Source organism: Myroides injenensis M09-0166 (assembly GCF_000246945.1).
GTDB classification, from domain to species: domain Bacteria; phylum Bacteroidota; class Bacteroidia; order Flavobacteriales; family Flavobacteriaceae; genus Flavobacterium; species Flavobacterium injenense.
Genome location: NZ_BAEX01000033.1, coordinates 11827 through 33200, shown reverse-complemented (window position 1 = coordinate 33200; position 21374 = coordinate 11827). Strand labels below are relative to the sequence as shown.

Genomic DNA, 21374 nt, shown 5'->3' with positions numbered 1-21374 from the left:
TTTTTTATATATCTTCACTTTCAATAATTAGTCGACGACAACAATCATTTTTTGCTTCTTTACGCATTCTATTAGCAACCTTTACAACTTCGATCGATTTATTGCTCATGAACAATTTCATCGAATTAAAGATAGATAGAGTCTTTGCTGCTATTCGTTCGCCAAGTCGATCAGTACCCGGACGGAGTAATAACCCCGGACGGAGAATAATAGTATTATCAAAACCAATATTTAAGATTGACCTTTCTAATCTGCCCTTCATTTTACTATAGAAAAAGACACTATTTTCTGAGGCAGCTTTCGCAGATAGAAGAACAAAGTTTTTAACCTTATTATCCTTAGCATTGCGTGCGAATTGCATTACATAATCATAATCTATATGCCATTGCTTTTGTTTAGAACCAGCTTGTTTTTTGGTTGTACCTAGGCAACTAAAGGCTATATCACCTGAAATAAGATAAGACCACTCAGGCATTTTTTCAAAATCAACGATATGAGTAATTAATTTAGGATGTTGTATATCCCATTCTCTCCTCACAAAAATCACTACTTCAGAGTAGTAATCATCACAAAGTAATTGTCTTACCAATACTTTGCCTACTGCCCCTGTTGCTCCAATAACTAACGCTTTCATAACACCCTATTTTACTCAAAATTAATAAATCTAATTTCAGTTGAATGACTTACAATAAAAATATAGTAATTAAATCAATATTTGATTTGTTCCTCTTAATCAATAAAAAATAAAAATAAACATTTACTATCTACGAATCTATAACTTCATTAAGGATAACATAATATATGCCAATTTGAACAAAATTTATACTAAACCAGAAAAATATAACCTTCAGACTATCATTACAATGTATTATTATTGAAAACAAAAAGCCTCTCTTAAAAGTAAGAGAGGCTTTTTAACTTTATATAAAAAACTATTATTCGTCTTTTTTATGAGGAGCTAACATATGTTGAGGATCTAAGATTTCATCAAGTTTTTCTTTACTCAATAAATTATTCTCTAATACTAATTCATATACACCTCTTCCAGTTTCTAAGGCTTCTTTTGCAATTTTTGTACTTGCTTTATATCCGATATAAGGATTTAACGCTGTTACAATTCCAATACTTCCTAAAACTAATTCTTTATTGTGCTCTACGTTTGCCTTAATGCCTACAACACATTTATCAGCCAATGTTACAAAAGCATTTTCTAACCATTGCATTGATTCCATTAAAGTATGTGCTAGTACAGGCTCCATTACATTTAATTGTAACTGTGCAGCTTCAGCAGCCATTGTAATCGTAAAATCGTTACCAATTACTTTAAAACACACTTGATTTACTACTTCTGGTATTACAGGGTTTACTTTACCCGGCATAATAGAAGAACCCGGTTGCATTGGTGGTAATTGAATTTCGTTTAATCCAGTACGAGGTCCAGAAGACAATAAACGTAAATCATTACATATTTTAGATAATTTGATAGCAATCTTTTTAAGTGCTCCTGAATAAGCAACAAATCCACTTGTATCAGATGTAGCTTCTACTAAATTAACTGCAGATGATACTGGCTGTCCCATTAATTCACCTAAGTTTTTAGCACATAGGTCAGCATAGCCAGGTACAGCATTTAATCCTGTTCCAATTGCTGTTGCACCCATATTTATTTCTAAGAAAGCTTGACTAGCTTGGTTAAGAGTGGCAATCTCTTTTTTCAAAGTGTAAGCGAATGCTCCAAACTCTTGTCCTAATGTCATTGGCACAGCATCTTGTAACTGAGTACGTCCCATTTTAATAACATTAGCAAACTCTTTTTCTTTTGCTTCTAATGCGCTAACTAGCGTTTCTAATCCAGCAACTACAGTTTTATTCATTTCGAAAACTGCAACTTTTAACGACGTTGGATAAGCGTCATTTGTAGATTGTGATAAATTCACATGATCGTTAGGAGAGCAATATTGATATTCTCCTTTTTGATGCCCTAATATTTCGATTGCTCTATTAGCAATTACTTCATTGGCATTCATATTGACAGAAGTACCTGCACCACCTTGAATCATATCTACAGGAAATTCTGTAAGCAGTTTACCGTCTAATATCTCTTTACAAGCTTTTACAATAGCTTGATAAATATTTTCATCTAGAACGTTTAACTCATAATTCGTTTTAGCAGCTGCCCATTTAACTTTTGCTAATCCTTTTACAAATTCAGGATAGTCATATAGTTTACTATTTGATATTTTAAAATTATTAATCGCTCTTTGTGTTTGTACACCATAATACGAGTCTTGAGGTACTTGTAATTCGCCTAATAAATCACTCTCAATTCTAGTTGCTTTCATAAGATACAATTTTAATATTTCTACTAAGTTACGAAGTAAAATCTACATATTAATGCTTTATTTAGTCTGGTTTTTATTCTTCATTAAAACTACCAGAAACGTAATAAATTTTACCACCTAAGCGCTCAAAAACTGAGGATTCCCAATGTATTTGGTCAGTTCCATTGCGATCTTTAAAATAGGCTTTAAATACTACATGGTTATCTTCTGATTTAACAACCTCTAGTTTTTGCCAAATATTCTCTTTTGACCACTCTAATATTGCCTTTTTTGTATGAAAATGACGTGTTTTAGGGTGCGTCGTATCAATTATATATTTCGCATTTGCTAGAACATAAGCTGAGTAACGCGATCGCATTAATTCTTCTGCTGTTTCTGGAAAAGCTTTTAATTCTAAAAACTTTCTACAACAACTATCAAATGATATGCCACTTCCACAATAACATTCTTGTTGGTTTTCCATTACTACAATTGTTTCTTTAAATCCTCCACAATTTTCAAACACTTACCTAGTAATACTATTTCGTCATCAGACTGAGCAAAATCTAATTTCTCATTTAGTTCTTCTGACACAACATTTACTCTATCTATTAAACCATCCTTATTATTTTGCTTAAATAAGGTAATTAACTGCATAATTTCTTTTTGAATATCAACTATCTCCATCTATATTTTTTTATCAGTTACAAAGGTATTTTGTTATTCTTCACAAATGTTGAAATATAAAAAATATTTTAATCTTCTAATTTTCACTTATCAAATCACTCAAGGAATATGGTACAATTAATGCGAGTTATTCCTTTAAATTATATAAAATCATTTATGCTACTTGACCTTCTTAATTTACTCTATCCTAAAATCTGTTTATCCTGTGAAGACATATTACTTCAAAATGAGAAACATATATGTCTTACCTGCCTTGATAACCTCCCTTTTACAAAACAATGTTTTCAAGAAGATAACGATGCTTATCAAAAATTCTATGGAAGAATATCAATTGAACATGCAAGTTGCCTATTATTTTTTAAAAGGGGAACAAATACACAAAACCTTTTTCATAATTTAAAGTATCACAATCATCCAGAAATTAGTTACTTTCTAGGCAAAATATTCACTGAAGAATTAAAGAACACCAATCTTTTAGATTCAATCACTAGTATCGTTCCTGTCCCTATACACCGAATTAAAAAGAAAAAAAGAGGCTATAACCAAGTAGATGGATTTGCAGATGCACTTAGCGAAGTATTCAATATTGAAATTGAAAAAGAGTTATTATTAAAAACAACCAAGACAAGGTCTAAAGCTAGTCAATCACTTTTTGAAAGACTAAAAAAACAAAAAGAAGATATAGTACTTAATACCCAAATTATACCTAGAGAAAATAATCATTTCTTATTAATAGATGATATACTGACGACAGGCAGTACATTAGAAAAATGTACCTAAGAACTATTCAAAATCCCTAATTCAAAAATCACAATTCTATGTCTAGCAATGACTACCAAAAGATTTTAATACTCTAGATTTTCTAACTAAAAAATATAATTGTTACTTTGTCTTTTATAATGTAAGTTATGTCTAAATTTCGCATCTATTTTATTAGTTGTTTTATTATTCTTTGCCTAGTTTGTTTTTCTAACTGTGCAAAGCGTGGTTATATAAGTGGAGGTCCAAAAGATACTCTGCCCCCAGTTATGCTAAAGAGCGTACCTAAAAATTATTCAATCAATTTCGATCAAGATGAAATAAAAATTGATTTTGATGAGTACGTTAAGATTAATAAAGCAAATCAGAACTTAATAGTCTCTCCGCCATTAGATAACATGCCTGATATCAGTCCTATGGGGATGGCAAAAAAAAACTGTTACTATTAAGATAAAAGATACCTTAAAACCAAACACAACTTATAGTTTCAACTTTGGTGATGCAATAGTAGACAACAATGAAGGGAATATCCTAAAACAATTCAAATATGTCTTCTCTACAGGAGATTATATCGACTCTTTAAAAATATCGGGAACGATTAGTACTGCAAATAAACTTGTAGCGGACAATTTTGTCAATGTAATGCTGTATGATGCTAAAACGTTCAACGATTCTACCGTATATAAAGAAAAACCTCTTTACATCACTAATACATTAGATAGTCTTACTGATTTCACAATTGAAAATATAAAGGAAGGTAACTACTACTTAATCGCTCTTAAAGACAAAAACAACAACTATAAATTTGACCCTAAACAGGATAAAATTGCTTTCTATAAAGATAGTATTACAGTGCCAACTGATGAAAAGTTTAACTTGACTCTATTCAAATCTGACGAAAAATTTGAAGCAAATAGACCATCGCAAATCAGTGAAAACAAATGGTATTTACCGTATTATGGAGATACAGAAAATGTAAAAATATCCGTTAGTAAAAATGATAGCCTGATCAAGAGTACCTATACTTATCTTCCTCAGAAGGATTCTTTACAAGTATGGTTTCCAAAGATTAATGCTGACTCACTCCATGTAACAGTAGAAAAAGATGAGTTTAAAAAGATATTTACTGTTAAACCTAGAGTAAAAATTAAAGAAGTTGACTCATTATCCATATCTGGAACGAACAGCGTTCTACATTATATTAATGACTTCAAGATTTCTACTACTACACCTCTTAGTACAGTCAATAAAGAATTAGTCGAAGTATTAAATAAAGATTCTATAGCTGTTCCATTTACAATCGAAAATTATCCCCTAGATCAGAATTTACTTATCAAATTCGAAAAAGAGGAAAATATGCAATATTATGTCAACCTTATGCCAAATGCATTAATTGACTTTTTTGGGTCAGCTAATGACACCTTACAGTATAGTGTCAAGACAAATCCATATACAGACTATGGTAATCTGACATTAAATATCACAGGCATAAAACGCTACCCTATCATAGTAGAGGTTTTAGATGAAAATGAGAAATTAGTCATTAGCCAATATGGAGAAGATAATCAGACAAAATTTGTATTTAATTTATTACCTCCAAAAAAATATTACGTACGAATAGTATATGACGATAATAAAAATGGAAAGTGGGATACCGGTTATTACTGGGATAAAAGACAACCTGAAGAAACAATCTATTTTGAAGAATTAATCGATGTAAGAGCCAATTGGGATATTGACCAACAAATAGACCTCTAAAATATAAAGACCTCTAAAAACCGTTTGTAATACGCTTTAGAGGTCTTTTTTTATCTTAATGTGCGAAACTAAAGTAATATTGTGACTACAATACGATTTATTCTTAATCTATAACTTTGAAGGCAAGTGGTGTAAAAAAAGCAGTACAAGTCAAGTTTTAATCACGATGTGTCCATAGTGAGTCCATTGTAAGTCCATAGTGCCTCTATTAAAATAGGGGTATTTAATAGAGTCAATATGGATTTACTATTTAATCACTCTGCTAACATCTACCACTAATCTACTGCAGTACTAACAGTATTCCATTGCAATTGATAGGATTATTCAAGTAAATACTCCTTGCTAGATGAGATCTATTGTAGCTTTTCAATATCTAGAAGAAAAATAGAATCCTGTCTTTCTGATTACGAATTTCTCTTTATAAGTAAACTAACATCCTAAAGTACTCCTACTTTAACAAAGTTGTTTTTAAACTATTACGCCTCTATCAAAAAACAAATCAATATGGAATCCTGACATAAGAAATAATTTAAAAAGAACTTATCTTAAACCATACTTTATACCAAGTATCATAAATTTAGATGGAAGTCATCTGCATCTTTCAAAAATTTAAATTTACTCTTAGCTTTATTCAATTCTTCGAGATTCAGTGTTACTGCAATATTCTGCTCACCTTCTTGAGGTTCTATCATGTATTTTCCAAAACAGTCTAATACTTGCGAATGACCTGAATAGATATTATTATTCTCATCAACTCCACTTCTATTTACCCCAATGGTATAACACATATTCTCAATAGCTCTAGCCTTTAACAAAGAGTCCCAAGCATATATTCGCTGGTCTGGCCAACTAGCCACATAAATAAGAAGATCATATTCATCCTTATTATTTCGCGCATATACTGGAAAGCGCAAATCATAACATACTAAAGGACAAATACGCCAACCTTTATAATTTACAATCAGCCTGTCTTTACCAGCAGAATATACCTTCTCTTCTCCTGCTAAGCTAAAAAGATGCCTCTTATCATACGATTGAATATTACCTAAATCATCAATAAATAAAAGTCGATTATAAAAGTTACCATTTTCTTGGACCACTAAACTTCCAATAATAGCAAATGATTTACTTCTTGCAAGCTCCACAAGCTTATTAATATTCTTGTCGTTCATTTGCAATGCTACGCGCTCTGGATGCATTGTAAATCCAGAAGAAAACATTTCTGGTAAAACTACTAAATCAACATTATCAGCTACATCTTCTAATTGATTTATAAAAAAATTAATATTACTATTTACATCTTCCCATTCTAGAGAAGCTTGCATTAAAACTACATTCATTGCTTTGTATAAATTAATTAGTGAAATTAAATCATCAATTCACAATATACTCAAAAATAAAAAAGGAGCAAGATATTTTATCTTGCTCCTTTCTGTATATAGAAAAATTCTATTAATTATTTAATACTTGCTTTTAAATATTCTCTATTCATACGAGCAATATTCTCAAGTGAAATACCTTTAGGACATTCTACTTCACAAGCACCTGTATTTGTACAGTTACCAAATCCTAAAGCATCCATTTCAGCAACCATATTTTGAACACGGTCAGCAGCCTCTACTTTACCTTGTGGTAACAATGCAAACTGAGATACTTTAGCTGATACGAATAACATAGCAGAAGAGTTTTTACAAGTTGCAACACAAGCTCCACAACCAATACATGTCGCAGCATCAAATGCACGGTCAGCATCATGTTTAGGAATTGGAATAGAGTTAGCATCTTGCGTATTACCAGAAGTATTTACTGATACAAACCCTCCAGCATGTTGAATTTTATCAAATGCAGTACGGTCTACTACTAAGTCTTTAATAACTGGGAAAGCTTTAGCTCTAAATGGTTCAATATAAATAGTATCTCCATCTTTGAACTTTCTCATGTGTAACTGACAAGTAGTAATAGCTCTATCAGGACCATGTGCTTCTCCATTAATGAACAAAGAACACATACCACAAATACCTTCACGACAGTCGTGGTCAAAAGCTACTGGATCATCACCTTTCTCAATTAACTCGTTGTTTAAAACATCAAGCATTTCTAAGAAAGACATATCAGGAGAAATATTGTCGATTTTATAATCAACCATTTTTCCTTTTTCTTTAGCGTTTTTTTGACGCCATATTTTTAATGTAAGATTCATTTGCATCGAATTTTTACAATAAGACTTGATTAAAAAATCAAAATCTCAATATTATTTATAACTACGAGTTACCAATTTAATGTTTTCATAAACTAAGTCTTCTTTGTGAAGTACAGCATCACGAGGATTACCTTTGTACTCCCAAGCAGCAACGTAAGCGAAGTTTTCGTCATCACGTTTTGCTTCTCCATCCTCAGTTTGGTGTTCTTCACGGAAGTGACCTCCACAAGATTCTTCACGGTGTAAAGCATCTTTCGCAAATAATTCACCTAATTCTAAAAAGTCAGCTACTCTTAAAGCTTTCTCTAACTCTTGGTTAAAACTTTCTGCACTTCCAGAAACTTTAACGTCTTTGTAAAACTCTTCTCTTAACGCTGCTATTTCATCCATAGCTTCAGTTAATCCTTTTGCATTACGAGCCATTCCAACTTTATCCCACATAATTTTACCTAATTTTTTGTGGAAATAGTCAACTGAATGCGTTCCTTTATTATTCATCAAGTGATCAATAATACCTCTTACATTTTTCTCAGCTTCATCAAATTCTGGTAAATCTGTAGGGATAGCTCCTGTACGAATATCATCAGCTAAATAGTTACCGATTGTATAAGGTAACACAAAATATCCATCTGCAAGACCTTGCATTAATGCAGAAGCTCCTAAACGGTTCGCTCCGTGGTCTGAGAAGTTTGCTTCACCTAAGATATAACAACCTTTAATAGTAGACATCAATTCATAATCTACCCATAAACCACCCATAGTATAGTGAACAGCTGGATAAATCATCATTGGTGTAGTATATGGATCCTCATCTACGATTTTCTCATACATTTGGAAAAGGTTACCGTATTTATTTTCTACAACGTCCTTTCCTAATTTGTATACTAACTTAGCATCGTTTTCATCTAAGTGTTGAATACGAGCTTGCTCTTTACCATAACGATCAATTGCAGAAGCAAAATCTAAATAAACAGCTTCACCAGTAGCATTCACACCATATCCAGCATCACATCTTTCTTTAGCAGCACGAGATGCAACGTCACGAGGTACTAAGTTACCAAACGATGGATATCTTCTTTCTAAGTAGTAATCTCTATCTTCTTCAGCAATTTGAGTTGGTTTTAATTTACCTTCTCTAATCGCTTTAGCATCTTCTAATTTTTTAGGAACCCAAATACGTCCGTCATTACGAAGAGATTCAGACATCAAAGTTAATTTTGATTGGTGATCTCCAGTAACAGGAATACATGTAGGGTGAATTTGTGTATAACAAGGGTTTGCAAAGTAAGCACCACGTTTGTGTGCTTTCCAAGCAGCAGTAACGTTAGATCCCATTGCATTTGTAGATAAGAAGAATACGTTACCATATCCACCTGTACAAATTACAACAGCGTGAGCTGAATGACGCTCAATCTCACCATTAATTAAGTTACGAGCTATAATACCTCTTGCTTTACCATCTACGATAACGATGTCTAACATCTCATGACGGTTATACATTTGGATCTTACCACGACCGATTTGACGGTTCATAGCAGAGTAAGCTCCTAACAACAATTGTTGTCCTGTTTGTCCTTTAGCGTAGAATGTACGTGAAACTTGTACACCACCAAAAGAACGGTTATCTAAAAGACCTCCGTATTCACGTGCAAAAGGTACACCTTGAGCAACACATTGGTCAATAATATTTTCTGAAACTTCAGCTAAACGGTAAACGTTAGCTTCACGAGCACGGTAATCTCCTCCTTTTACAGTATCGTAAAATAATCTGTAAACTGAGTCACCATCTCCTTGGTAATTTTTTGATGCGTTAATCCCCCCTTGAGCAGCAATTGAGTGCGCACGACGAGGTGAATCTTGATAACAAAAAGCTTTTACATTATAACCTAATTCAGCTAATGTAGCAGCAGCTGAACCACCAGCTAATCCTGTTCCTACAACGATAACATCAATATTACGTTTATTTGCAGGGTTAACTAATTTAATATGATTTTTATAATCTGACCATTTCTTATCGATAGGTCCTTGAGGTATCTTAGAATCTAATTTCATAATCAATTTCTTTAGGACTATTTAAGAATAAAGTGAATATACAAAGGAATAATAGCAAATAGTGCTGGCACAAGATATGCAAACAATGTTCCTGCTCCTTTGATTAATCCGTTATACTTTGGATTATTAATCCCTAATGATTGGAATGCACTTGCAAAACCATGTGATAAGTGGAAAGCAAGAACAGCCATTGCTAAAACGTAAAGAATAGTGTATACTAATCCTAAACTTTCATCTTTAAAGAATGCTACAGTAATCTTGTGTAGATCTTTATAACCATCAGCAACTTTTAAATCACCTTGATAAAACCCTGTTCCTTTAATAGTTAATTGTTGGTTTTCAATTGCACTTACAGGAATATGTTGTTCTTGAACAGTTTTGTACAATGCCATTGCAGGTTGACCTTCACCTATAGAAACTTCTATAACTTGTAAAGGCATTCCTTTGTCAAAGTGCATCTTTGCCCAAAAATTAACCATGTGAGTAACAATAAATACTAACAACAATGTACCTAAAATAGCCATATTACGCGATGAAAATGAGCTATTCGCTGCAGCATTGTTCTTTGCATAACCTATTGGACGCGCTTTCTTGTTTTGAACAGTTAAAACAATACCATCAATCGCGTGAAATAAGATTGAAATATAAGTTAAATAAGATAAAACTTTTACTGCTGGATTAGTTGTCATGAAGAATGCGTACTCATTGAATTTTGATGCATCACCAAAAATCAATTGAAGGTTTCCCACCAAGTGACCAACCAAAAACAAGCATAAAAATAACCCAGTAAGAGCCATCCAATATTTCTTCGCTAAGGATGACTTTAAAAGTGCAGATTTTGCCATAATGTAATTTTAATTGTTTTTCTTGAAAAAATCAATCAAAAATACAGCTAATTAACTTTATGCACAATGTGTCAATGTTTATTTATATTGAGTTTAAACAAACAAAAACTCAACTAAATCCAAGCAAAAGAAATCAAAAAGAAATTATTTTAAGATAATAAAAACAATTTTAAGACAAATCGTTAAAATGTCTTTAAAATATTCGCTTCAATAACAATAATAAAGTTAGCCAAACCTTTGTTTTCGCTAGCAAAAGTGTCTACATCTTCGCTTTCTACCATAGTAATTGTACTAACTCTCAATGCAGGATTATACTTATTTAAGTACCAAAATATCCCTTCATAGTTATTACTGTGGTAAGAACCATTAAAATGTAAAAACAATTTATCGCTTTTTATATTTTGAGTAATAAAATGCCCCATTGTAGCATCTTTAATAGCTTGCGCCTTTGGGAAGTTATCATTCGCATGATCCTCAAACATTGCCATCATATTTTTATATCCTGGTAATTCTCCATCATAAGGGAAAGGAAGTGGTGCAATCCAACTCTTTTCTGTATCACTTAGACTATCTAATGCAGCTTCTCCTTGTTTAAAAAGTAGACTAGCATAGCGACGAGGTACATTTGTAGCTATAAAATCTAATCCATTAGACTTTGCGTACTCTACTAATGGTTTATAATCTCCTTCATAATTATTCCACAATCTAACTTCTTCTTTAAACTCATCATTAGTAATAGTACCATCCACATATTTAGATAACCCTTCTTGATTGTCAGCTTCAAACATTTCAGCACCTAAAACAACACCTTTGCGCTCATTTAAAGATTTCGTTACTTGTAATTGTAACCAATGTCCTAATGAATTATTATGATACTCGCCAAAAAGTACTACATCACTTTTAGCTAACTCCTTTATCATTTTCTTATAACTTACCTTTTTACCTTTTGAATTATAAATTTGGAAAGGTTGTCCATTTTGTGCAAAACTGATTGAACAAATCATAAAAACAAGTATCAATAAAGTGTTTCTCATTATTTTTTAGATATATAATTATTGCTATATTTTGAATCACAAATATACTTCTTTCTTTTATTTAGATTTCTTTTAGATAACAGAATAACATTTTTTTTAATTTTATAAATTCCCTATCGCCACATATTCATTCAAACAATAGCATAAAAACCTTCTATTTATAGTACAAAATAAAACTTTAACCTTTTTATTCTATTGACTAACGAGTAACTTTGTATTACAGAAATTAAAAAATAATGAGTGTTAATACGCTAATCTATAAAAATATAAACCTTTCCTACATTGAAAAAGGAAAAGGAAATGCAATTGTCTTTTTACATGGGTTCCTAGAGAATGCGTCTATGTGGGATACCTATATTGACTACTTTGCCACTAGAAATAGAGTAATTGCCATTGACTTGCTGGGACATGGAAAAACGGAGTCATTAGGTTATGTTCATTCAATGGAAGATATGGCAGATGCTGTTTATGCCATTATTAGTTCTTTAAAACTAAAGAAAGTAACATTAATAGGGCACTCAATGGGAGGATACGTTTCATTAGCCTTTGGTGAACTCTATCCTGAACTAGTAAAAAAAATAATTCTTATAGCCTCTACTACAAGATCAGACAGTGATGAAAAAAAAGTAAATAGATCTAGATCAATTGAATTAATAAAGAAAAATAGCGAAACATTTGTAAAGATGGCTATCAATAATCTGTTCACTCTAGAAACTAGGACAAAGATTCAAGACAAAATAGATCATCAAATCAATGAAGCTTTAAAAACTAGTAAGCAAGGTATTGTAGCTGCATTAGAAGGTATGAAAATAAGAGTAGATAGAGAAGTGCTTCTACACTTTGCGCCTTATCCCATTAAAATGATTTTTGGCACAGAAGATTCCATTATGCCTTATGAAGAAGTAATCACCCAGACAGAGAATACTGACATTGAAGTTATTAACATAGCAGCAGGTCACATGATACATCTAGAAGCACCTGACGACTTATTACAAGCCTTAAAACAACTTATAAAATCATGAGAAAGGTGCAGATGCACCTTTCTTATTTTAATTCTTCTATAAAATCTATCTCAGGACTTAATATTTGTTGTAATAAGACAATCAATTCTTCTATGAATTGATGAATAGTATCTTTTGTAATATTATTATCTACTGAACGTCCACTTCCTACTCCAAAAAACAAAAATCCTTCTTTTCTATTCTTAAACGAATATATACCAGCTTCTAAAGGCTTATTAATATCTTCACCTCCGTTTGAATACATTAAAGCATAGCAAAGCAATTGTATTATCTTATCATTCTTTAATTCTAAAGTAAAACCTTCCCAATTTCTCAACTTCACATTAGAAGATTCAACTTTTCCACTTTTATAATCGATTACCCTAATTACTCCATTTCGCTCTTCTATTCTATCTACAAAACCAAATAAATTAACCGGATATGGAAGACGGTCATCTACTAATGTATATTTCAACTCAGTTTCTAACTCTAATAATAATACCTCATCTCCTTGCTCTAATCGTGTAATTTCTTCATTTAAAAAATGGTAGACATTTCGCTTCGCTACTTCAAAAGCTAATAAGTTTTTTCCCATCTTTTCCCTATCACTATTATACACCTCTTCAAATTGTCGTTGTACCTCGTCATCAGCTTTTTTCTGAATCTCTTTTATAATAGAAATTGTCAATATATGCCTTCTATAAGGTAGATATAAATTTTCTAAAGCGTTATGGATAATCGTACCAAGTGTATTCAATGCTACGCTCTCTTCTACCTCTTCCACCTCTCTAATCCCAAGAACACGTTGCATATAAAACTGCATAGGATTTCTTAAATAATTCGACAAAGCCGATGGAGAAAACCCTCTACCTAATGCAATACGCTTTAACTCATCTTGCAGTAAACTTGACTTTGGAATTTCTAATGGGATATAAGCTTTCTCAGGCAAATCAGCAGAATACGTGACATAATCAACTTTGTGATTAGGATGATGTTCTATTTCCAATTGCGTTAAGAATCTACTTTTTTCTCCAGCATCCATCCCCTCTGCCTGTGAGTTATATAATAAATATATATTTTTTGCTCTTAGAAGTAAATGATAAAAGTGATAACTATAAATAGCATCTTTCTCTTTATATGTTGGTAAGCCTATTTCACGTTTAACATCATAAGGAATAAAAGAATTCAGAGCTTTACCTGCAGGAAACTTACCTTCATTTACTGAAGTTACAATCACAGTATCAAAATCAAGCACCCTACTTTCTAAAACCCCCATAATTTGCAGCCCTTGAAGAGGTTCACCTTCAAAAGACACTTCAGCCATATCCATAATCTGCTTATATAATGCATATAAGGTATCATAGCTAGCGATAAAAGTATATTTCTGACAGTATGAAATTAAACGATTCAACATTTGATAAGCTGAATACAAAAATGTCTTTGTCAACAATTCACTTTCATCTTCATTCTGCAAACTATTCTTAATATAAAACACCACCTCAACTAATGATTCTAAAATCTCAATAGCTGTCTTGTCTTTCCAATTTTGAAATACTATTGCACGAATAGGATAATCACTATCATTAATCCAACTATCAAAGCGCTTTAGATTAAAAAACGTAAGATTACGTTCGTTAATTTCTTTCACTATATTATTAGCATCAAGCAAATTAGCTAAAACAGGATTAGTTAATACATCTAGTATTTCTTTGTAATAAACGACATATTGATTAGAAGATCTCTTAATAGCAGACAGGTGCATCTTAAAAATTTTACTCAATAAGATCTGTACTGGATTACTATTACCACTATAACCCATAGTAATATTAAGACTACTAACTTCTTTAGGTAAACTATGTAATACTGGTAGTAATAAATTTTCTTCTCCCAATACAACTGCTACTTTATCTAAAGAAACATCTTCTTTTATTAAGTCCTCAACAATTTGTCCTGCGATTTTTGCCTGCCCGACACTCTTAGGTGTCTGAATAATTTGGATATTCTTCTCTTTAGCAAACTCATCGACAATCCACTCAAATGGATTGTATTTATAAAATTGCCAATTGCGTTTTATGCGTCTTAAGAAAAGTCCAGCATCATGATAAACATCATCAATGAAGGTTTTGTCAATATCCCAATAAACTTTTCCTTTTTTCTCTAATAAAAATTGTTGAAAAATCACTTCCTCTGCCGCATTCAAAGCATTAAAACCTGCAAAAGAATATTGCTTATCAGTATTTTCAACAAACTCTTTATGTTTTTTAACTGCCTCACGATAGATCAGGCCTTGATATCCAATCCCTTTACTTAATAAAGTTTTATAAAGCACTTCATAGTACTTGGGCATTTTGTTCCAAAAGTCAAGATAATTTTCTATTAAGTCAGTTCGTTGATCTGGATCCAAAGACCAATGTTTTATATCTTCTATATTCTTAAGATAGGAAAATACAAAATTAGGTTCAAGTAAATATCTATCTATTTCATTAAAGTCTTGAAGCAACATCTTTGCCCAATTAGCAAAGTGATCAAAATCTTGAGCATCTGAAGAATGAATCTCTTTATAAACAATATAAAATTCAAAAAGAAGTTCAACCGAATCAATATTTCGAATACCAGATATTGTTTGTATTAGCTCTTCAATACTAATTATTTCAGGTGCAAATACGCTAGCAGAATAATGCCCTTTTAAGGCTTCTAATAAAAATATCTTTGCTCTTTTATTTGGTAAAACAACTACCAAATTGTCCATTCTGTCAGGAAAATCCTTTTTAATCTGAGCACTTAATCTTCCAAGAAAAGTAGATGAATTCATAAAAATAAAGATATAAAAAAAAGCGCTTCGAAATTCGAAGCGCTTTTAATATTATATTCTGTGTTCAACCAATTATTTTACTACTTGGATTTCAACACGTCTGTTAGCCTCACGACCTTTAACAGTTTTGTTTGAAGCGATTGGGTCAGCAGATCCGTAACCTTTAGAAGTTAAACGGCTAGCGTCGATACCTTTCTCGATCAAATAAACTTTAACTGCATTAGCTCTGTTATCAGATAATGGCACGTTAATTTTATCAGTACCTGTGCTATCTGTATATCCAGCGATGTGGAATTTAGCAGTAGGGTATTCTTTCATTACTTTAACAATATTGTCAAGAACTGGGTAAGAAGAATCTTTGAATGTATATTTACCAGTGTTGAATAAGATAGTTTTACCGTACTCATTAAGTTGTTTTACATGTTCTTCTTTAATTTCAGGACATCCATTGTTTGAAGCTGGACCAGGAACATCTGGACATTTGTCTAAATGATCAGGCACTCCGTCTCCATCTCTATCTGGCCAAGGACAACCTTTGTTTTCTTTTGGACCAGGAACTTCAGGACACTCATCTTTATTATCTGGCACTCCGTCTCCATCAGTATCAGGACATCCGTTGAACTCAGCTAATCCTGGAACATCTGGACATTCGTCTAAATGATCTGGAATACCATCTCCGTCAGTGTCAGGACATCCGTTGAACTCAGCTAATCCTGGAACATCTGGACATTCGTCATACTTGTCTAAGATTCCATCTCCATCTGTATCTTTTCCACCAAATTGGAAACGAATACCAGCAAAGTGTTGCATATGTGAAGCCACATCTACATCTGGAGTTCTTGTATCATCAAATGAATGTTTGTAAGTAGATTGAACTGTTAACGCGATATTTGGTGTAAACCAGAAGTTTAACCCAAGACCACCATTCACAGTACCTGCACTTGCATCACCCATAAATGTATATCCCCCACCTACTAAGATAAATGGATCTACAACTTTAGCTTTTAATAATTCTTTGAAGCTATATTTAACTTCAGCATCAATTCCGTAATAAGTTAAATCACCTGGATTATATTTGTAGTATCCTTCAGCTTCATCACTGATGAATTTGTCAATTTTATTAACAGATCCAACTACTCCTAATGAAAATCCATCACCTAAATATCTTGCAACATTTAAGTAAGATACAGATGGAAGAATATTCCAATCTCCTGTTTGGAAATAACCACCCATTCTGTGTGAAAAACCTTTAGCAGAACTTACTTTCGTATTAACTGCGTTAGCTCCCACTGTTACTGCCCAAGGATGATCAGCATCCTGCGCATGTGCAGATAATCCAGCACAAAGTACAGCAGCAGCAAATAATTTGTTGAGATGTTTCATAACTTTTTATTTTTTTACTTTACCGTAATAAGATTCAAAAATACAACTATTCCTTAATAATCACAAAAAATTTTAATAATAATCGCATTTTAAACCAGAATTTATTCAATTTTAAATTACTTTAAGCTCTTTTCCCACTTTAATGAAAGCTTCTATCGCTTTATCAAGATGGTCTTTTGTATGTGCGGCTGATAACTGAACACGTATTCTAGCTTTACCTTGAGGAACTACTGGATAAAAGAATCCTGTAACATAAACTCCATTTTCCAATAATTTATCTGCCATATCTTGCGATAATTTTGCGTCATATAACATTACTGGTACTATAGCTGAATCCCCGTCAATAATATCAAATCCTGCTTTTTTCATTCCTTCTTTGAAATAATTGGTATTCCATTCCAATTTATCTCTTAAAGAAGTATCATTTTGTAATAAATCAAATACTTTTAATGAAGCCCCAACAATCATTGGCGCAAGTGAATTAGAAAACAAATATGGACGTGAACGTTGTCTTAATAGCTCTATGATTTCTTTCTTCCCAGTAGTATATCCACCCATTGCTCCACCTAAAGCTTTACCTAATGTTCCTGTTATAATATCTACGCGACCCATTACGTTTTTAGCTTCCAAGGTTCCTTTACCTGTTGCTCCAATAAAACCAGCAGCATGACACTCATCTACCATTACTAAAGCATCGTATTTATCTGCTAAATCACATATTTTATCTAATGGTGCTACTAAGCCATCCATTGAAAAAACACCATCTGTAACAATGATTTTAAAACGATGACCTGCTTCATTTGCTTTTATTAATTGCTGCTCTAAATCTTCCATATTGTTATTTTCATAACGATATCTTGCAGCTTTACACAAACGCACTCCATCAATAATAGAAGCATGATTTAGACTATCAGAAATAATAGCGTCGTCAGCTCCTAATAATGGTTCGAATACTCCTCCGTTTGCATCAAATGCAGCTGCATAAAGAATAGTATCTTCTGTCCCATAAAAATTAGCAATAGTTTTTTCTAATTCTTTATGAATATCCTGTGTACCACATATAAATCGAACTGATGACATTCCGAATCCATGTGTATCTAATGTATCTTTTGCTGCCTTAATAACTTCCGGGTGAGATGACAAACCTAAATAGTTATTTGCACAAAAATTTAATACTTTATCTCCTGAAGAAACTGTTATCTCTGCTCCTTGAGGAGATGTAATAACTCTTTCTTTCTTGAATAACCCATTTTCTTCAATTGTAGCTAATTCTTTTTGAAGATAATCTTTAATCTTTCCGTACATATTTAAATTTTTAAAGCGTTTCAATTATTCTATTACTATTACAAATGTATTATTTTTAAATCATCTCCCGTATATAGTAATACTTTTTTAATCACCTCATAACCCATTTCCTGCAAAGAAATGGCATAATCTAAAACTTGCTTTTTATATTTTTCTTCTTCTTTACCCGTTTTATAGTCCAAAACCATTGCTTTTTCACCTCTAATAGCTATTCTATCTGGAATTGTATTTCTTTGGTTTGCACCTATTATTACCCTTTCATTGTATATTACATTATCACTTTCAAAAAACAATTCCAATTCTGGATGTGTAACAATTTTCCAAACTATATCTTTAAATTGATCTTTTTGTTTCTCCTGAATGAGTCCCTCTTCTATTGCTCTTAAAATAGCTTCTTCCACACTGTCTTTATCTATTACGAAAGACATTATCTCATGCACTAAATTTCCATATTCAATTGCTTTCTGGCTATGTGAATCCCACATTAATGCTTCTCGTTGAGCAATTTTTATTGATCCAAAATGTAAAGCCTCTTCTACTGGCGAAATTTGTTTATTTAATTCATCTTGCCTCAATATTGGCTCCTTTGATATCCGCTCTGGCGTTCCGAAATCATATTGCAATTGTGCATCATTATACATTCCTTGCTGTACCAAGAAGTTTAAAAAGAACATAGAAAGATTATTACTAAACTCACCACTTTTATTGACATTCTTGTAGCTTATTACATACAGTTGCTCTTCCGCTCTAGTTAAAGCTACATATAGCACATTAATAGTATCTAAAAGCATCTCTTGTTCTTTATGCTCATATAGCTTCTGTGCATGTGCACCATAATCCACAACTTCCTTTTTGGAATCTACCAATGCTTTTGGAAATTTTATATTTTCATCTCTCTCCTCAATATCAATCCAAAGTTTATCTCTATTACTCCTAGCATAATCCTCTTCTGCAAACGGGAAGATAACGACAGGAAACTCAAGACCTTTTGACTTATGAATAGTCATTATTTGTACAGCGTTTCGCCCTTCTGGCGTTGGAATACTGAACTTTTGATAATTAGACTCCCAATAGTCAATAAAGTCACTAATTCCAAACTGATTTTTTAAACTTTTTTCTAATAAAAGATCTAAGAAGTACAATACGTAGGAGTTAGCTACCTTGTTTGGCATAAAAGCATAAATAATTTCTTCAACTGCATCATATAATGATTTAGCTCTACATACCTTAAAGGAAATAGGAACACCTCTTTCCTTTAACCATTCTTCTAAATCACTTTCCTTTTCAATTGATAACCCTTCTTTAATAAAATCATGCTTTTGTTTACCTAACTTATTGCGTTCACCGACATAATATAACATTAAAGCTTTTGCTTCCTTATCCTTATTATTTTTAAGATAGCGCAATACATTAATGATTAAACGTACTTCACTTGCATTATTAATTAATAAAGAATCCGAAGACAAAATAGCAATATCATTTTCGGTCAAATAGTTTGCTAACGTTACTCCGTGATCTCTTTTTCTAGTTAGAATAACAATATCCTTTAATTCAAAACCTTGATCTAATATTTTATGAATAGTAGCTAAAGTAGCTTTAGCATATTGTTCATTCTTATCAATAGCAATATCATCCTCTCCTTTTTCCTTTTCCAGAAACTCAATACTTACATATCCACCTGCTTTACTATTAATTTTTTGGGCACTTTTATTTTCATATAAATCCTTATAATCTTCATTTGAAAAATACTGCGATAGATCTTTAAAAAAAGCATTGTTAAAATTAATTACTTCTGCATAGCTTCTATAATTTGTATCAAGATGTATTGTTGCTTTGTCTGGATTGGAGAAAGGATTAATATCCTTACTCAAATCAATAAATTGCTCTGCCTTTCCTCCTCTCCACCTATAAATAGACTGTTTAGGATCTCCCACGATCATTAAACTTCCTTTTACCCCAGAATGATCCTCACCTGCAAGTGCATTATCAATTAAGGGCACTAAATTCTGCCATTGCATCTCAGAGGTATCTTGAAATTCATCGATAAAGAAATGATGGTAACGCTCTCCTAATCGCTCATAAATAAAGGGTGCTGGTTGATTTTGAATTTCTTTATGAATAATAGCATTAAACTGGGTAATAGAGAGGATATTTTTTTCTTCTTGTATTTTGTCCATCTCTTGCCCTAACGTATTTAATAGAGATAAAGGTGTTATGTTTTTTAGAAAAGCTATATAAAAAGCTCTTTTAGCATATAGAGTATAAACTTTATTTAAAATATTTAAAAACTCAGGGATATAGGCTTCTATCAACTCCCTATCTTTTGCAGCTTTTAGCAACTGAATATCATCAAACTCTATATACCTTTTTTGAGTTGGCTTAACATCATCAGCTATAATACTTTTTATATGATTAGGAAATGTTCCCCTAGAAAAAGATTTAGAATCCATTCCTTTTTGTGCAATTATCTCCTCAATTTGTTTTCCTAAAGATTTAGTATAATCAGTAATAGACTTAATTTCTTTACGAAGATAATCTCGCACAACTACAAAATCTTCTAAGGTCTTTTCCGCAAAAAGACTAATTTCTTCTCTATTATTCTCATTAAGAAGAAGTGCTCCAACATCTTTTAGTTCTCTAGTGATATCCCAACTCTTATCGTTATCAGCTTTATCAATAGAAAAATCAATTAAAAGCTCTGTCAATTCAGTGTCGACACCAGCTTTTGCAATAACGGCATCTACAGCCTCTTGCAATAATTCATCAGAGTCTAAGGAAACTTCAAAAGATATTGGTAAATCTAAATCAAAAGCAAAAGAACGAATTACCTTATGCGTAAACTTATCAATAGTTGATATATCAAATGATGCATAATTATGTATAATACTTTTGATAATCCTAGCAGATTTTTCTTTAATAAAGTTCTCTTTTAACCCGGTTTCTTCAACAACTTGATTAAACATACTAACATATTTTGATGGAATTTCATCTTTAGAAAAACCATCTAAACAAGCAACTACTCGCGTTTTCATCTCCGCCACCGCTTTATTAGTAAAAGTAATCGCTAAAATTTTCTTATACGCATCATCTAACTTATCAAGAAGTAATATTTTAAGATATTCTTTAACTAAAGTATGGGTCTTTCCTGCTCCAGCAGAAGCGTTGTATATTGAAAATGAAGACTTTTCAGACATCAAAAATGATTTACATGTTAACT

The 21374-nt window shown here is 32.0% G+C and carries 17 protein-coding genes and 1 pseudogene; 5 read left to right on the top strand and 13 right to left on the bottom strand.

Annotated features, from left to right (window positions below):
* Positions 1-4: 4 nt before the first annotated feature.
* The 4 genes from RH98_RS07150 to RH98_RS07135 form a co-directional block, all read right to left on the bottom strand.
* Positions 5-634, bottom strand: a complete 630-nt coding sequence (locus RH98_RS07150) for an NAD(P)H-binding protein (protein WP_010252435.1) — start codon at positions 632-634, stop codon at positions 5-7.
* A 301-nt stretch (positions 635-935) separates the two neighbouring features.
* Positions 936-2342 (bottom strand): aspartate ammonia-lyase, encoded by a 1407-nt coding sequence (gene aspA / locus RH98_RS07145; RefSeq protein ID WP_010252433.1) that lies wholly within the window; start codon positions 2340-2342, stop codon positions 936-938.
* A 73-nt stretch (positions 2343-2415) separates the two neighbouring features.
* Positions 2416-2805 (bottom strand): YchJ family protein, encoded by a 390-nt coding sequence (locus tag RH98_RS07140; protein WP_010252430.1) that lies wholly within the window; start codon positions 2803-2805, stop codon positions 2416-2418.
* Positions 2806-2807: 2 nt separating this feature from the next.
* Complete coding sequence (locus RH98_RS07135) at positions 2808-3008, bottom strand: hypothetical protein (RefSeq protein ID WP_010252428.1); 201 nt, start codon at positions 3006-3008, stop codon at positions 2808-2810.
* Positions 3009-3116: 108 nt separating this feature from the next.
* Here RH98_RS07135 and RH98_RS07130 point away from each other — a divergent pair, with 108 nt between their 5' ends.
* The 4 genes and pseudogenes from RH98_RS07130 (at position 3117) to RH98_RS07125 (ending at position 5525) form a co-directional block, all read left to right on the top strand.
* Positions 3117-3788: a ComF family protein gene (locus RH98_RS07130; RefSeq protein WP_010252426.1), complete on the top strand. Its 672-nt coding sequence runs from the start codon at positions 3117-3119 to the stop codon at positions 3786-3788.
* 128 nt (positions 3789-3916) lie between these two features.
* Positions 3917-4216 carry an Ig-like domain-containing domain gene (locus tag RH98_RS16040; RefSeq protein ID WP_237717520.1) on the top strand — a complete coding sequence of 100 codons (300 nt, stop codon included), beginning with the start codon at positions 3917-3919 and terminating at the stop codon, positions 4214-4216.
* Positions 4170-4268, top strand: a pseudogene (locus RH98_RS16195) (hypothetical protein); the annotation flags it as partial. The gene RH98_RS16040 and the pseudogene RH98_RS16195, both read left to right, overlap by 47 nt.
* Before the next feature lie 141 nt (positions 4269-4409).
* Positions 4410-5525 (top strand): hypothetical protein, encoded by a 1116-nt coding sequence (locus RH98_RS07125; protein WP_237717519.1) that lies wholly within the window; start codon positions 4410-4412, stop codon positions 5523-5525.
* A gap of 569 nt (positions 5526-6094) precedes the next feature.
* Here RH98_RS07125 and RH98_RS07120 read toward each other — a convergent pair.
* The 5 genes from RH98_RS07120 to RH98_RS07100 form a co-directional block, all read right to left on the bottom strand.
* Complete coding sequence (locus RH98_RS07120; RefSeq protein ID WP_010252424.1) at positions 6095-6865, bottom strand: nitrilase-related carbon-nitrogen hydrolase; 771 nt, start codon at positions 6863-6865, stop codon at positions 6095-6097.
* Positions 6866-6981: 116 nt separating this feature from the next.
* Complete coding sequence (locus tag RH98_RS07115) at positions 6982-7725, bottom strand: succinate dehydrogenase/fumarate reductase iron-sulfur subunit (RefSeq protein WP_010252422.1); 744 nt, start codon at positions 7723-7725, stop codon at positions 6982-6984.
* Between the two features lie 51 nt (positions 7726-7776).
* Positions 7777-9777, bottom strand: a complete 2001-nt coding sequence (locus RH98_RS07110) for a fumarate reductase/succinate dehydrogenase flavoprotein subunit (RefSeq protein WP_010252420.1) — start codon at positions 9775-9777, stop codon at positions 7777-7779.
* 17 nt (positions 9778-9794) lie between these two features.
* Positions 9795-10622, bottom strand: coding sequence for a succinate dehydrogenase cytochrome b subunit (locus RH98_RS07105; protein WP_010252418.1), 828 nt, complete (start codon positions 10620-10622; stop codon positions 9795-9797).
* A gap of 182 nt (positions 10623-10804) precedes the next feature.
* Complete coding sequence (locus RH98_RS07100) at positions 10805-11656, bottom strand: ChaN family lipoprotein (RefSeq protein ID WP_010252416.1); 852 nt, start codon at positions 11654-11656, stop codon at positions 10805-10807.
* Positions 11657-11892: 236 nt separating this feature from the next.
* Between RH98_RS07100 and RH98_RS07095 the strand changes: the two genes are divergently transcribed.
* Positions 11893-12678, top strand: coding sequence for an alpha/beta fold hydrolase (locus tag RH98_RS07095; protein ID WP_010252414.1), 786 nt, complete (start codon positions 11893-11895; stop codon positions 12676-12678).
* Between the two features lie 22 nt (positions 12679-12700).
* Here the strand turns inward: RH98_RS07095 and RH98_RS07090 are convergent, their stop codons facing one another.
* The 4 genes from RH98_RS07090 to RH98_RS07075 all read right to left on the bottom strand — a co-directional run bounded on the left by RH98_RS07090 (position 12701) and on the right by RH98_RS07075 (position 21351).
* Entirely contained in the window at positions 12701-15469 is a 2769-nt protein-coding gene (locus RH98_RS07090; RefSeq protein WP_010252412.1) for a PD-(D/E)XK nuclease family protein, read from the bottom strand.
* Between the two features lie 72 nt (positions 15470-15541).
* Complete coding sequence (locus tag RH98_RS07085; RefSeq protein WP_010252410.1) at positions 15542-16852, bottom strand: OmpA family protein; 1311 nt, start codon at positions 16850-16852, stop codon at positions 15542-15544.
* Between the two features lie 111 nt (positions 16853-16963).
* A complete protein-coding gene (gene kbl, locus RH98_RS07080) occupies positions 16964-18157 on the bottom strand; it encodes a glycine C-acetyltransferase (protein ID WP_010252407.1) in 1194 nt (397 codons plus the stop codon).
* A gap of 38 nt (positions 18158-18195) precedes the next feature.
* Positions 18196-21351, bottom strand: coding sequence for a UvrD-helicase domain-containing protein (locus RH98_RS07075; protein WP_010252405.1), 3156 nt, complete (start codon positions 21349-21351; stop codon positions 18196-18198).
* Positions 21352-21374: the final 23 nt, after the last annotated feature.